At 60.3% G+C, this 13,056-nt stretch carries 24 protein-coding genes and 2 pseudogenes; all 26 read left to right on the forward strand.

The window, feature by feature from the left end; all coding sequences use genetic code 11:
* The first annotated feature begins 5 nt into the window (after positions 1 to 5).
* The 26 genes and pseudogenes from rplD to rpsK all read left to right on the forward strand — a co-directional run bounded on the left by rplD (position 6) and on the right by rpsK (position 13,049).
* A complete protein-coding gene (rplD, locus tag PLU72_10540; protein HOT28618.1) occupies positions 6 to 626 on the forward strand; it encodes a 50S ribosomal protein L4 in 621 nt (206 codons plus the stop codon).
* Positions 623 to 913 (forward strand): 50S ribosomal protein L23, encoded by a 291-nt coding sequence (rplW, locus tag PLU72_10545; GenBank protein HOT28619.1) that lies wholly within the window; start codon positions 623 to 625, stop codon positions 911 to 913. Before rplD ends, rplW begins: the two co-directional genes overlap by 4 nt.
* A 26-nt stretch (positions 914 to 939) precedes the next feature.
* Complete coding sequence (rplB, locus tag PLU72_10550) at positions 940 to 1,767, forward strand: 50S ribosomal protein L2 (protein ID HOT28620.1); 828 nt, start codon at positions 940 to 942, stop codon at positions 1,765 to 1,767.
* Positions 1,768 to 1,779: 12 nt separating this feature from the next.
* The gene (rpsS, locus tag PLU72_10555; GenBank protein HOT28621.1) at positions 1,780 to 2,052 is read left to right on the forward strand and encodes a 30S ribosomal protein S19; all 273 of its coding nucleotides are present in this window, start codon (positions 1,780 to 1,782) and stop codon (positions 2,050 to 2,052) included.
* Positions 2,053 to 2,332: 280 nt separating this feature from the next.
* Positions 2,333 to 2,659 (forward strand): annotated as a pseudogene (gene rplV / locus PLU72_10560) (50S ribosomal protein L22).
* Between the two features lie 164 nt (positions 2,660 to 2,823).
* Entirely contained in the window at positions 2,824 to 3,504 is a 681-nt protein-coding gene (gene rpsC / locus PLU72_10565; protein ID HOT28622.1) for a 30S ribosomal protein S3, read from the forward strand.
* A 23-nt stretch (positions 3,505 to 3,527) separates the two neighbouring features.
* Positions 3,528 to 3,935 (forward strand): 50S ribosomal protein L16, encoded by a 408-nt coding sequence (gene rplP / locus PLU72_10570; protein HOT28623.1) that lies wholly within the window; start codon positions 3,528 to 3,530, stop codon positions 3,933 to 3,935.
* A 22-nt stretch (positions 3,936 to 3,957) separates the two neighbouring features.
* A pseudogene (gene rpmC, locus PLU72_10575) lies at positions 3,958 to 4,137 on the forward strand (50S ribosomal protein L29).
* Positions 4,138 to 4,608: 471 nt separating this feature from the next.
* Entirely contained in the window at positions 4,609 to 4,905 is a 297-nt protein-coding gene (gene rpsQ / locus PLU72_10580) for a 30S ribosomal protein S17 (protein ID HOT28624.1), read from the forward strand.
* Positions 4,902 to 5,270, forward strand: coding sequence for a 50S ribosomal protein L14 (rplN, locus tag PLU72_10585; GenBank protein ID HOT28625.1), 369 nt, complete (start codon positions 4,902 to 4,904; stop codon positions 5,268 to 5,270). Before rpsQ ends, rplN begins: the two co-directional genes overlap by 4 nt.
* A gap of 20 nt (positions 5,271 to 5,290) precedes the next feature.
* A complete protein-coding gene (gene rplX / locus PLU72_10590; protein ID HOT28626.1) occupies positions 5,291 to 5,644 on the forward strand; it encodes a 50S ribosomal protein L24 in 354 nt (117 codons plus the stop codon).
* An 88-nt stretch (positions 5,645 to 5,732) separates the two neighbouring features.
* A complete protein-coding gene (gene rplE, locus PLU72_10595; protein ID HOT28627.1) occupies positions 5,733 to 6,278 on the forward strand; it encodes a 50S ribosomal protein L5 in 546 nt (181 codons plus the stop codon).
* 17 nt (positions 6,279 to 6,295) lie between these two features.
* Positions 6,296 to 6,481, forward strand: coding sequence for a type Z 30S ribosomal protein S14 (locus PLU72_10600; protein ID HOT28628.1), 186 nt, complete (start codon positions 6,296 to 6,298; stop codon positions 6,479 to 6,481).
* Positions 6,482 to 6,493: 12 nt separating this feature from the next.
* A complete protein-coding gene (gene rpsH, locus PLU72_10605) occupies positions 6,494 to 6,892 on the forward strand; it encodes a 30S ribosomal protein S8 (GenBank protein ID HOT28629.1) in 399 nt (132 codons plus the stop codon).
* A 15-nt stretch (positions 6,893 to 6,907) separates the two neighbouring features.
* The gene (gene rplF, locus PLU72_10610) at positions 6,908 to 7,453 is read left to right on the forward strand and encodes a 50S ribosomal protein L6 (GenBank protein HOT28630.1); all 546 of its coding nucleotides are present in this window, start codon (positions 6,908 to 6,910) and stop codon (positions 7,451 to 7,453) included.
* 31 nt (positions 7,454 to 7,484) lie between these two features.
* Positions 7,485 to 7,853, forward strand: coding sequence for a 50S ribosomal protein L18 (rplR, locus tag PLU72_10615; GenBank protein HOT28631.1), 369 nt, complete (start codon positions 7,485 to 7,487; stop codon positions 7,851 to 7,853).
* A gap of 12 nt (positions 7,854 to 7,865) precedes the next feature.
* Positions 7,866 to 8,453 carry a 30S ribosomal protein S5 gene (gene rpsE, locus PLU72_10620; protein ID HOT28632.1) on the forward strand — a complete coding sequence of 196 codons (588 nt, stop codon included), beginning with the start codon at positions 7,866 to 7,868 and terminating at the stop codon, positions 8,451 to 8,453.
* 12 nt (positions 8,454 to 8,465) lie between these two features.
* Positions 8,466 to 8,645: a 50S ribosomal protein L30 gene (rpmD, locus tag PLU72_10625; GenBank protein HOT28633.1), complete on the forward strand. Its 180-nt coding sequence runs from the start codon at positions 8,466 to 8,468 to the stop codon at positions 8,643 to 8,645.
* 18 nt (positions 8,646 to 8,663) lie between these two features.
* Positions 8,664 to 9,107 carry a 50S ribosomal protein L15 gene (rplO, locus tag PLU72_10630; GenBank protein ID HOT28634.1) on the forward strand — a complete coding sequence of 148 codons (444 nt, stop codon included), beginning with the start codon at positions 8,664 to 8,666 and terminating at the stop codon, positions 9,105 to 9,107.
* 26 nt (positions 9,108 to 9,133) lie between these two features.
* Complete coding sequence (secY, locus tag PLU72_10635; protein ID HOT28635.1) at positions 9,134 to 10,417, forward strand: preprotein translocase subunit SecY; 1,284 nt, start codon at positions 9,134 to 9,136, stop codon at positions 10,415 to 10,417.
* Between the two features lie 8 nt (positions 10,418 to 10,425).
* The gene (locus PLU72_10640) at positions 10,426 to 11,079 is read left to right on the forward strand and encodes an adenylate kinase (protein HOT28636.1); all 654 of its coding nucleotides are present in this window, start codon (positions 10,426 to 10,428) and stop codon (positions 11,077 to 11,079) included.
* Entirely contained in the window at positions 11,076 to 11,834 is a 759-nt protein-coding gene (gene map, locus PLU72_10645; GenBank protein ID HOT28637.1) for a type I methionyl aminopeptidase, read from the forward strand. Before PLU72_10640 ends, map begins: the two co-directional genes overlap by 4 nt.
* Positions 11,835 to 11,854: 20 nt before the next feature.
* A complete protein-coding gene (gene infA, locus PLU72_10650) occupies positions 11,855 to 12,073 on the forward strand; it encodes a translation initiation factor IF-1 (GenBank protein HOT28638.1) in 219 nt (72 codons plus the stop codon).
* A 41-nt stretch (positions 12,074 to 12,114) separates the two neighbouring features.
* Entirely contained in the window at positions 12,115 to 12,228 is a 114-nt protein-coding gene (rpmJ, locus tag PLU72_10655; protein HOT28639.1) for a 50S ribosomal protein L36, read from the forward strand.
* 20 nt (positions 12,229 to 12,248) lie between these two features.
* On the forward strand, positions 12,249 to 12,614 hold the full coding sequence (rpsM, locus tag PLU72_10660; protein HOT28640.1) for a 30S ribosomal protein S13: 366 nt from the start codon (positions 12,249 to 12,251) through the stop codon (positions 12,612 to 12,614).
* Between the two features lie 33 nt (positions 12,615 to 12,647).
* The gene (gene rpsK / locus PLU72_10665; protein ID HOT28641.1) at positions 12,648 to 13,049 is read left to right on the forward strand and encodes a 30S ribosomal protein S11; all 402 of its coding nucleotides are present in this window, start codon (positions 12,648 to 12,650) and stop codon (positions 13,047 to 13,049) included.
* Positions 13,050 to 13,056: the final 7 nt, after the last annotated feature.

Consider the following 13,056-nt stretch of genomic DNA (forward strand, 5'->3'; position numbering starts at 1 on the left):
ACATCATGGAAGCCAAATTGTATAACATGCAGGGGACGTCGGCGGGCTCCGTCACGCTGAGCGATGCCGTGTTCGCCAACAAGTCGCATCCCCAGACCATCAACGACGTCGTGAAGGCCCAGCTCAACAACGAGCGCCAGGGAACCACGAACACGAAGACCCGCAGCGAAGTCAGCGGCGGCGGTCGCAAGCCGTGGCGCCAGAAGGGCACCGCCCGCGCCCGCGTGGGCAGCACCCGCTCTCCGCTGTGGCCTGGCGGCGGCTGCACGTTCGGCCCCCGGCCGCACGCGTTCGACATCCGCCCGACTCGCAAGACCGTTGATCGCGCTCTCTGCGGCGTTCTCACCGAGCTGGCCGCGAATGACCGCGTCCGGATCGTGAAGGGCCTGACGTTCGACAGCGGCAAGACCGCCGACGTCGTGAAGTTCATGGAGAGCCACAAGATCGAGAACACGCTGCTCGTCGTCGCCGAGATGACGGAAGCCACCCGCCGCGCCGTGCGCAACATGAAGAACGTGAAGGCCGTCACGCCGCTGCAGGTGAACGTGGTCGATCTGCTCAAATACGGCCATGTCGCGATCAGCGACGCGGCCCTCAAGACCCTCGAGGAGGCGCTGAACAAATGAAGACCCCGCAGGACATCATTTTGCAGCCCATCGTCTCTGAGAAGAGCTACGAACGCATGGGTGAGAAGATTTACCAGTTCCGCGTCGCCAAGACCGCCAACAAGCACCAGATCAAGGACGCTATCGAAGTCCTGTTCAAGGTGCGCGTCGAGAAGGTGAACACCGTGAACGTGCATCCGAAGGCGAAGCGCCGCGGCATGAGCACCGGCTTCACCTCCTCCTGGAAGAAGGCCGTCGTCACGCTGAATCCGGCTGATTCGATCGCCTTCTTCGAAGGAATCGCCTGACGGCGGACGAGTAAGAGGAGCCAACAATGAGCATCAAGACATATCGCCCGATGACCCCGTCCCGCCGCGTCATGGAAGGCTACGGGTTCGAGGAAATCACCACTGACAAACCCTACAAGCCCCTCACCGAGAGGCTCGAGAAAGCGGCCGGCCGCAACCATCACGGTCACGTGACGCAGCGACATCGCGGCGGCGGCAGCAAGCGGTTCTACCGCATCATCGACTTCAAGCGGACCAAGGACGGGATCCCCGGCCGGGTCGAGACGATCGAATACGATCCGAACCGCACCGCCCGCATCGCGCTGATCAGCTACAAGGACGGCGAGAAGTGCTATATCATCGCCCCCGAGGGCCTCAAGGTCGGCCAGATCATCGAGAACGGCAAGCACTCGGACATCGTTCTGGGCAACTGCCTGCAACTGAAGGACATCCCCCTCGGTTCGACCCTTCACCACATTGAGATGAAGCCTGGCAAGGGCGCCCAGATCGCCCGCTCGGCCGGCGCCCACTGCCAGCTGGCCGGCAAGGAAGGCGGTTTCGCCCAGATCATCATGCCCTCCGGTGAAATGCGCAAGATCCCGCTCGAGTGCCGCGCCGTTGTCGGAACCGTCGGCAACCAGGATCACATGAACATCAGCATGGGAAAAGCCGGCCGTAACCGCTGGAAGGGCTGGCGCCCGTTCGTCCGCGGCGCGGTCATGAACCCCTGCGATCACCCGCACGGCGGCGGTGAAGGCAAGAACAGCCGCGGTCGCGTTCCGGTGTCCCTGTGGGGCCAGCCCGCAAAGGGCATGAAGACCCGCAAGCGCAAGAACGCCTCCAACAAGTACATCATCTCTCGCCGGAAGAAATAAGGGAGAACGACCATGAGCAAGAAGCCCCCGTTTGTTGAAGAACGCCTGATGAAGCGCATCGAGACCATGAACCGCGCCAACGAGAAGCGGCAGATCCGGACCTGGTCGCGCTCCTCCACCATCTACCCGACCATGGTCGGACACACGATCGCGGTTCACAACGGCCGCAAGCACGTTCCGGTGTTCATCACCGAGAACATGGTCGGCCACAAGCTCGGCGAATTCGCCGCCACCAGGACATTCAAGAGTCACTCGTCCGGCGAAAAGGCTGCGGCCCCGAAGTAATCGAAGGAGATCCACAGACATGTTGCGAATTGTTGGAGTCACGATTCCAGATAACGTTGACGTCTTCAACGGCATGCGCATGATCAAGGGGCTGGAAACCAAGAACAGCCACGCCAAGATCGAGCGCATTCTGACCCAGGCCGGCCTCTACAGCAAGAAGCAGGAGATCACGCATCCCCACGGCAAGGACAAAGACGCCAAGATCCGCTACGTCAAGGAATACCCGCTGGTCGGGAAGCTGACCTGGGCCGAGAAGAAGCGGCTGATCGACCTCGTCGACATTCCCCGCGCCCGCATCAGCAACGTACGCATCAGCCCGCGCAAGCTCCGGTTGATCGCCGACGAGATCCGCGGCAAGAGCGTGGACGAAGCGCTCGGCATCCTGAGCTTCATGCCCAAGAGCGGCGCCCCGATCCTCAAGAAGCTGCTCGAGTCCGCCATCGCGAACGCGAGCAACAACCACGAGCTGAAGGCCGACAGCCTGTTCGTCGCTAAGGTGCTCGTCGACGGCGGCCCCACCATGCGCCGCTTCATGGCCCGCGCCCGCGGCCGCGCCTGCCGCATCCGCAAGCGGACGGCCCATGCCGTCATCGTCCTTCGCGAGAAGGTCCAGATGAGCAAGATCATCAAGGCTACGCAAACCGCCGCCACCAAGGAAGCCAAGGCTGAAGCCGGCGAAAAGAAGGCGAAATCGACCAAGTCGGCCGGAACCAAGACCGCCGCCAAGGCCAAGACTCCGAAGACCCCGAAGGCCCAGGGAGGAAACTGACAATGGGACAGAAAATCAATCCTATCAGCATCCGGCTCGGCATCACCCGCACCTGGGACTCCAGGTGGTTCGCCAAGCGCAGTGATTACGCGAACTTCCTCCACGAGGATGTGAAGATCCGCAACTTCATCGACAAGAAGCAGTTTCCCCGCGAGGGCATCGGCCGCATCGAGATCGAGCGCAAGTCGAACACCAAGGTGAAGGTCACGATCTTCACCGCCAAGCCCGGCGTCATCATCGGCCGCGGCGGCGAGCGCGTCGAGATCCTGAAGAAGGAACTCGAGAAGCTCACCAACAAGTCGGTGTTCCTGGCGATCCAGGAGATCAAGCATCCTGACAGCGAAGCCAAGCTCATCGCCGAGAACGTTGCGATGCAACTCGAAAAGCGCATTTCGCATCGCCGCGCGATGCGCCAGGTCATCGGCCGCTGCCTGCGCTCCGGCGCGGAAGGCATCAAGATCACCTGCTCGGGCCGCCTCGGCGGCGCTGAAATCAGCCGCGTGGAATGGGTTCGCGAAGGCCGCGTGCCTCTGCACACTCTGCGTGCCGACATCGATTACGCCACCGAAACCGCCATCACCACCTTCGGGTGCGTGGGCGTCAAGGTGTGGGTGTTCAAGGGCGAGAAGCTTGGCCGGACCGCTCCGGTCGAAGCCGCACCGGCCCGCGAGAACACGTTCTGAGTCGACGAAGGAGCTGAAGAACCATGTTGATCCCGGCTCGTACGAAATACCGCAAGCAACAGCGCGGCCGCATGTGCGGCATGAGCAAGGGCGGAAGCTATCTGGCGTTCGGCACGTTCGGCCTTCAGGCCCTGGAGTGCTGCTGGATGACCGCCGCCCAGATCGAAGCGGCCCGTAAGGTCATCACCCGCACCGTCAAGCGCGCGGGCAAGATGTGGATCCGCGTGTTCCCCGACAAGCCGGTTTCGAAGAAACCCCTCGAAACCCGCATGGGCAAGGGAAAAGGCGCCCCCGAGTTCTGGGTCGCCGTCGTGAAGCCCGGCCGCATTCTGTTCGAGCTCGAAGGCGTTCCCGCGAACATCGCCATCGAATCTCTGTCCCAGGCCGGCCACAAGCTGCCGATCCGCACGCACGTCGTGTCCAACCAGTAAGTAAGTGAAAAGGTGATACGCCATGAAGAATCGTGAAGATTTCACCCAGCTCAGCGAGCACGAACTCGAGGAAAAGTACCGCCACTTCAAGGAAGAACTGTTCAACCTGCGCTTCCAGGTCGTGACCGGTCAGCTGGCCAATCCGTCAAGAATCAAGCTCGTCCGCCGCAACATCGCCCGCGTGCAGACCTTCATCAATAAGCTCCGCACCGATGCGATCAAGAAGCAGCTGGCCGACGAGTATCAGGCGATGCTCCAGAAGAAGGGCATCGATTCGCGCGCCCACACGCTCGCCGATAAGATCGCCATGCTCAAGCAGACCCTGTCGGGCAAGGCGAATCAGGTGAAGCGCGAGATCCGCGCCGATGTCGACCAGAAGGTTAGCGAGCTTCTCAAGACGATCCGCAATAAGCTTTCCGAGCGCATCAAGACCAGCCGCGGGGCGAAAGACGAAGCCGCGTTGCGCGCTTCCAACCAGCGCCTCCGGAACGAGAACTTCCAGATCAGGAAGAAGTTCCTTGACAAACTCGTCTCCATGGGGTTAAATGAAGCTTCTCAAATCGCCTCTCTCAAGGAAACCAAGCGCACGAAGCTGAACGAACTCGAGCGGATCCAGGCTCTACAGCGCGAGCTGAACGCCGGCCGGCTGCCGTTCTAATAGCAGGAGGGTACAATGGAAAACAACAAGTCACACCGCCGGAGCCGCGTAGGTCGCGTCGTCGCGGGACACACCGCGAAGACCGTGAAAGTACGGATCGAGGGCATGGTTCAGCATCCCCGGTACAAAAAGTACATCAAGCGCAGCACCACCTTCCTCGCCCACGACGAGGAAAGCATTTGTAAAGTAGGCGATATGGTTCGTGTCGAAGAGTGCCGGCCGGTCAGCAAGACCAAGCACTGGATCGTCCGCGAGGTGATCGCCCACGGTCAGGCCGCTGATGTCGAGGAAGCCAAGGAGAGTGGAGAATGATTTGCGCAGAATCAAGACTTCGTGTTGCTGACAACACGGGTGCCAAGGAACTCCTGTGCATCCGCGTCATGGGCGGCTCGACGAGAACTTTCGGGAGCCTGGGCGACATCATCATCGCCTCGGTGAAGGACGCTCTTCCCGACGGTACCGTGAAGAAGAAGGAAGTCGTGCGCGCGGTCGTCGTTCGCACGAAAAAAGAGTACAGGCGCGCCGATGGCAGCTACATCCGGTTCGATGACAACGCGGCCGTCATTATCGCCAACGACAACAACCCCAAGGGCACCCGCATTTTCGGGCCGGTCGCTCGTGAACTTCGCGAGAAGCAGTTCATGAAGATCGTCTCGCTCGCCCCTGAGGTCATCTGAGCGCGGAGGACGGACATATCATGTTGAAGACTGTCAAGGCAAAGCGCGCGGTCGAGAAGCCGCACATCAAGAAGGATGACACGGTCGTCATTCTGACCGGCGACGATGCCGGCAAGAAGGGCCGCGTCCTGCAGGTCAATCCGTCGAAGGGCCAAGCGTATGTCGAGGGCGTGAACTACACGAAACGGCATCAGAAGCCCAGCAAGAAGATCGGCAAGGGCGGCATCATCCAGAAAGAAGGACCTGTCACTTTGTCCCGCGTCGGGCTCGTCTGCTCGAAGTGCAACAAGGTCACCCGGGCCACCATCGTGGTTCAGAACGGCGAGACTTCCCGCATCTGCAAGCTCTGCAACGAGCCCATCGGCCGCAAGTAAGTCGCGTCTTTGAAAATATAGTCACACAAAGGAGTTGTTCGGCATGGCAAAGACCAGTTCAGGTGCCCCCGCTTCGGGGACCAAGTCGATTCCAAGGCTGAAAGAGAAGTATCTGAAGGAAGTTGCTCCGAAGCTTCTGGAGCAGCACAAGAATCCGATGGCCGTACCGCGGATCACCAAGGTAGTTCTCAACATGGGCGTCGGAGCCGCCACCCAGAACGGCAAGCTTCTGGATGCTGCCGTGGCGGAGTTGACCCAGATTGCAGGCCAGAAACCCGTCGTCACCCGCGCGCGCAAGTCGATCTCGAACTTCAAGCTGCGCGAGGGCGTGCCGATCGGATGCTGCGTAACGCTGCGCGGCGATCGCGCGTTCTATTTCCTCGACAAGCTGTTCACCATCGTCACCCCCCGCATCCGCGACTTCCGCGGACTGTCGCCGAAGGCGTTTGACGGCCGCGGCAACTACAGCATGGGGCTGCAGGAGCAGCTGGTTTTCCCTGAGATCAAGTACGACTCCGTCGAGAAGGTCCAGGGCATGAACATCACGATCGTCACATCCGCCCGCACCGACGGCGACGCCAGAGAGCTTCTCACTCTGCTGGGCATGCCGTTCCGCAAGGCACAGAAGAGCTGAGGAGTTAGGAGTTCCATATGGCGAAGACCTCGTTGGTCCAGAAATGGATGAGAGAACCGAAGTTTTCCACGCGTCACTACAATCGCTGCCACATCTGCGGCCGCCCGCGCGGCTACATGCGTGATTTCCAGATGTGCCGCATCTGCTTCCGGGTCCTGGCTTCCAAGGGTCAGATTCCGGGCATTACGAAATCCAGTTGGTAAGGAGACGGAATCATGAGCATGACTGATCCTATCGGCGACATGCTGACCCGCATCCGGAACGCCAATGTCGTGAAGCAGGAAAGCGTCGAGATGCCTTCTTCCAAGATGAAGATCGAGATCGCGAAGCTGCTCAAGCGCGAAGGCTACATCCGGGACTTCAGGTATTACAAGTTCCAGAACAAGTTCAATCTGAAGATCTTCCTCAAGTTCGGCGAAAAGCAGGCCCGCATTCTGCAGGGCGTGCGCCGCGTTTCCAAGCCCGGCCGCCGGATCTACTCGCCTGTCGCCACCGTCCCGAAGGTTCTGGGCGGTCTCGGCGTCGCCATTCTTTCCACTTCCAAAGGCATCATGACCGACAAAGAAGCCCGCAAGCTCGGCGTCGGCGGCGAAGTCCTTTGCGAGGTCTGGTAAGCAGGAGGAAGACGAATGTCACGCATTGGCAAGAAACCCGTTATCATCCCGCAGGGCGTTGATGTCACCATCAACGGCCACGTGGTCACGGTCAAAGGCAAGCTGGGCACCCTCAAGCGCGAGTTGTGCCCGGAAGTCGCGATCGCGAAAGAGAAAGACCATCTGATCTGCTCGATTCCCGAGAACAGCGAAAAGGCCGTTCGCGCGAAGTTCGGGCTTGTCCGCAGCCTTCTCCAGAACATGGTGACCGGTTGTCACACCGGCTTCAACAAGGAGCTGGAGATCGTCGGCGTCGGCTACAAGGCGAAGTCCGAGGGTGCTCACAAGGTCACCCTGAACGTCGGGTATTCGCACTCGGTCGATTTCGAGTCTCCGAAGGAAGTCACCCTGAAGGTCGAAGGCCAGAACAAGATCGTCGTCTCCGGCCCCGACAAGGAGATCGTCGGACAGGTCGCCGCCGACATCCGGAACATCAGACCGCCCGAGCACTACAAGGGCACCGGCATCAAATACGCCGGCGAAGTCGTCCGGATCAAGGAAGGCAAGAAGCTCGCAGCGTAATGCCGCAGCATACTGAAGGAGTCAGGGAACGATGAGTAGCGTCAGCCACAAGACTGAAATGCGGGAACGGCGCCACAAGCGCAGCCGCTTTTACTTCTCCGGCACGGCGGAACGGCCTCGACTGGCCATTTTCCGCAGCATCAACCACATCTACGCGCAGATCATCGACGACGAGAAAGGCACGACCCTGGTCGCCGCCAGCTCGAACGAGAAGGAGATGCGCGAGAAGAAGGTAAACGGCGGGAACAAGACCGGCGCCAAGGCCGTCGGTGAGAAGATCGCCGAGCGCGCGAAGGCCAAGGGCATCACCGCCGTGGTTTTCGACAAGGGTGGATTCCGCTATCACGGTCGCGTGAAGGAACTGGCAGAGAGTGCCAGGGCGGGCGGCCTGAAGTTCTAAGGAGCAGATGAAATGACGATCAACACCCCCGCTAATCCTCGTGAGACCCGCGAACCCCGCGAGCGCCGCGACCGCGATCACCGCGGTCCCCGCCGCGACCGAGACCGCGAGCAGGTCGAGAACGAGTTCGTAGAAAAGATCATCGCTGTGAACCGCGTCAGCAAGACCGTCAAGGGCGGCCGGCATTTCGGCTTCTCGGTTCTTGTCTGCGTCGGTGACCAGAAGGGCCGCGTGGGCATCGCTCTGGGCAAGGCGAAAGCCGTTCCGGATGCCGTGCGCAAAGGCCTCGAGCAGGCGAAGAAGCACCTGATCAACGTGCCGCTCAACAAGGGCACGCTGACTCATCCCTACATCGGCAAGTTCGGTGCTTCCTCCGTCATCATGAAGCCCGCCGCCCCCGGAACCGGCGTCATCGCCGGCGGAGCCGTCCGCGCCATTGCCGAAGCTCTCGGCGTGAAGGACATGCTTTCCAAGCGCGTGGGTTCGAACAACCCGGTGAACGTCGCCAAGGCCGCGCTTCAGGCTCTCAAGTCGATGCGCAGCGTGCCGGATGTCGCGAAGATGCGCGGCGTCACCCCGACCCAGGTCATTCAGGGGTAAGGAGACAGCATCATGGCGAACAAGAACGTAACCGTCAAACTCATCAAGAGCCCCATCGGGGCAACCGTGCGCCAGAAAGCCACCATCAAGGCGCTTGGCCTTCGCCACGTCCAGCAGGAAGTCACTCTGCCCGCCAACGAGGCGGTTCTCGGAATGATCACTGCGATGCAGCGCTGGCTTGAAGTAAAGTAAGGAGAGATCGTCACCATGTTGAGTCTCGCCAATCTGAAAAAAGCAGCTGGTTCGACCCACAAACGCAAGCGCATCGGTCGCGGCAAGGGTTCGGGCCACGGTAATGAATCCACCCGCGGCGGCAAGGGCCAGACCGCCCGCTCGGGCAAACCGCATCCGTACGCCGGATTCGAAGGCGGCCAGATGCGTCTCACCCGCCTTCTGCCCAAGCGCGGTTTCAACAGCCCGCACCGCGTGGTCTTCTCGGTCGTGAACCTCGCCTCCCTCGACATCTTCGAGGCCGGGACGAAGGTCACCCCCGAGCTGCTGTGCGACAAGGGCCTCGTGAAGAACCTGACGGCCCCCGTCAAGATCCTTGCCCGTGGTGAGATCACCAAGTCGCTCACCGTCCAGGCTCACCAGTTCTCCGAATCCGCCAAGGCCAAGATCGAGAAGGCCGGTGGCAAGGCCGAGGTGATCTGAACGTGTTCCAGAGCCTAGCAAACTCGATGAAGATTCCGGAACTCCGGAATCGCATCCTTTTCACTCTCGGCATGATCGTGGTGTTCCGGATCGGGACGCACATCCCGACTCCCGGCATCGATGCGAAGCTGCTCACCCAGAATCTTCCGACGTCTGAGCTGATGAGCTTCCTGAACATGTTCTCCGGCGGTGCTCTGCGCCGGTTCTCCGTGTTCGCCCTGGGTATCGCGCCCTACATCAACGCCTCGATCATCATGCAGCTCCTGATCTACGTCATTCCGTATCTCGAGCACCTGGCCAAGGAAGAGGGCGAAGAGGGCCGTAAGCTGATCAGCCAGTATACGCGTTACGGCACGGTTTTGATAGGCGCTCTGCAGGCGTTCGGCATCAGCTTCATGCTGGAGCGGTACCAGGTCGTCTCAAATCCCGGCTTCGGGTTCAAGATTATGGCCGTGACGACGCTGACGGCCGGTACCGCCTTCATCATGTGGCTTGGCGAGCAGATGACGAGCCGTGGCATCGGGAACGGCATCTCGATCCTGATCACGGCCGGCATTCTCGCCTCGCTGCCCGAGGCCATCGTTCACCAGTTCGCCCTGTTCACCGGAAACGCCCATGACGTCGTGAAGATGATTTTCCTGCTGATCATCATCGTTTCGGTCATCATGGCGATCGTCACGGTCCAGGACGGCGTCCGGAAGATCCCGGTCCAGTATGCGAAGCGCGTCGTCGGCCGCCGCGTCTACGGCGGGCAGAACACCTTCATCCCGCTGCGCGTCATCCAGGCCGGCGTCATTCCGGTCATCTTCGCGAGCTCGATCCTGCTGTTCCCCTCGATGATCGCGAACTGGGTGCAGAGTCTCGACTCGATGCAGGAGATCGTGAAGAATCCGATCGTGTTCTGGTTGTTGAATATTTTCAACTATAACAGTTACAGCTACCTCGTGATCTACGCGGCGCTGATCCTGTTCTTCACCTACTTCTACACCGCGATCACCTTCAACGTCCAGGATCTCTCGGACAACATGAAGAAATACGGCGGCTTCATTCCCGGCATCCGCGCTGGCCGGCCGACCGTCGATTATCTCGAAAAGACCCTGTCCCGCATCACGCTGGCGGGCGGTATCTTCCTCGCGATCATTGCCGTGATCCCGAACATCCTGATCAAGGTCATGAACGTCCAGTTCTACTTCGGCGGAACCGCGCTGCTGATCGTTGTCGGCGTCGCGATGGACACCATGCGCCAGCTCGAATCGCACCTCGTCACCCGACACTACGAGGGCTTCATGAAGAAGCGGGGCCTGCGGTGAGCAAGCGGCTGAACCTGATCTTCCTGGGGCCTCCGGGCGCCGGGAAGGGCACGCAGGCGAAGATGATGGTTGACACCTACGGTGTTCCGCAGGTGTCAACCGGCGACATGCTCCGCGCGGCGATCGCGAGCGGATCCGAACTCGGAAAGAAAGTGCAGTCGTTCGTGACATCGGGCGGCCTCGTTCCCGACGAGCTCGTCCTTTCGGTGCTGCTCAAGCGCATCGAGGACGCGGACTGTGCGAAGGGGTTCATCCTCGACGGGTTTCCGAGAACGGTCGGCCAGGCGCAGGAGCTCGACAAGGCCCTTGCAACGATCGGCGGCGTCACGGGCGTGATCGCCATCACCGTTCCCGACGAAGATCTCATCGAGCGTCTGACAGGGCGGCGTACCTGCAAGGGGTGCTCGGCCCCCTACCACGTGAAGTTCACGCCTTCGAAACGGGAAGGCGTCTGCGACAAGTGCGGCGGCGAGCTCATCCAGCGGAAGGATGACACGGTCGAGGTTATCTCGAACCGGCTGAAGGTCTATCACGACCAGACGTCGCCGCTGATCGAATACTACGGATCTCGCAAGCTCCTTCACAAAGTTGAAGGAAGCGGGAAAATCGAGATGATTTTTTCGAAGATTCGTGGTATAATTGACTCTCTCAAACAGCCTTGATTCCGCTGAAAACCCCTGCGGAACTCGGGGTGATGCAGGAGAACGGGGGCATCCTTGCCACCGTTCTCGAAGGTGTGAAACTACTGGTCAATCCCGGTGTTACCACCTATGAACTGGACCGATTCGCCGAAGATGCGATACGCAAGGCCGGCGCCGTTCCTGCGTTCAAGGGGTACCGCGGTTACCCGTCGACGTTGTGCTGCAGCGTCAACGAGCAGGTGGTACACGGATTTCCCTCGAAGAAGCGCAAGCTGCAGGACGGCGACATCATCAGCCTTGACATCGGATTGAAGCGCGGCGGGCTGTTTTCCGACATGGCGGTGACCCTGCCGGTCGGGAAGACGAGCGACGCCGTCACTCGATTCCTCGAGATCACGGAGAAGTCCCTGTGGGAGGGCATCAAGCAGGCCCGCCCCGGGAACAGGCTCGGCGACATCTCGAACGCCATCCAGTCGTATGTCGAGCATCGCGGTTTTTCCGTGGTGCGCGATTACGTCGGGCATGGCATCGGACATCGGCTCCATGAAGAACCGGCGCTCCCGAACTTCGGTCCTCCCCATGTCGGACCGCGGCTGGAAGTGGGGATGGTGCTGGCGATCGAACCCATGGTGAATATGGGCGCCTATGCGGTTCGAGTCCTGGACGACGGGTGGACCGTTGTGACCGCAGACGGAAGTCTTTCGGCTCACTTTGAACACTCGGTTGCGGTGACCAGCGATGGCCCCCGCGTGCTGACCAATCTGCCGGTCAGGTAATCTTGGAGGAAGTCATTGGAATGACCAAAGCGGATACCATTCAGGTCGGCGGGAAGGTGCTGGAGCCTCTTCCCAATGCCATGTTCAAAGTGGAGCTGGAGAACGGTCACGTCGTTCTGGCCCACATCTCCGGGAAGATGCGGATGCACTACATCCGTATTCTGCCGGGCGACAAGGTGACGGTGGAGCTGACGCCCTACGACCTGTCGCGCGGACGCATTGTATACCGGTTCAAATAAACTCCCCACGTCATCGTTTCGTACTGTTGCAGGAGGCAGTCATGAGAGTTCGGGCATCGGTTAAGAAAATTTGTGAAAAGTGCAAAATCATCAAGCGGCGCGGAATCATCCGCGTCATCTGCGAGAATCCCCGGCACAAGCAGCGCCAGGGTTGAGCTGACAGGAGGAAATCAGAATGGCTCGTATCGCCGGCGTTGATCTGCCCCGGGAAAAGCGCATCGAAGCAGCTCTTCCCTATATCTACGGAATCGGCCTGACCCGGTCCCGTGAGATTCTCAAGAAGACGAAGATCAGTCCTGACAAGCGCGTGAAGGATCTCACCGAAGAAGAGATCAGTCTCATCAAGCAGGCCATCGAACAGAACTACCGCGTCGAGGGCGACCTCCGCCGCGAAGTGTCGATGTCGATCAAGCGCCTGATGGATATTGGTTGCTATCGTGGCCTCCGCCACCGCAAGGGCCTTCCGGTCCGCGGTCAGCGCACCCACACCAATGCCCGCACGCGCAAGGGCCCCCGCCGGTCCATCGTCAAGAACAAGTAATCTTCATAGGATCCACAAGGAGCGTTAGCAGATATGGCTAAAACCGGACCCAAAGTAAAGTCCCGGGCCAAGCGGCGTGAGAAAAAGATCGTCGCCAAGGGCCAGGCGCACATCCAGTCGACTTTCAACAACACGATCATCTCGATCACCGATATGACCGGCAACGTGCTTGCCTGGTCGAGCGCGGGCGCGAACAATTTCCACGGCTCCCGCAAGTCAACTCCGTATGCGGCACAGGTCGCCTCCGAAGTGGTCGGACGCAAGGCCCTCGAATTCGGCATGCGCGAGATCGAAGTGTACGTCGCCGGCCCCGGCATGAGCCGCGAATCCGCCGTGCGCGCACTTCAGACTGTCGGACTGAACGTCACCCTCATCAAGGATGTCTCCGGCATTCCGCACAATGGCTGCCGCCCTCCGAAGCGGCGCCGCGTCTGAGAAGGAG

This window comes from Candidatus Ozemobacteraceae bacterium (assembly GCA_035373905.1).
GTDB lineage: Bacteria > Muiribacteriota > Ozemobacteria > Ozemobacterales > Ozemobacteraceae > MWAR01.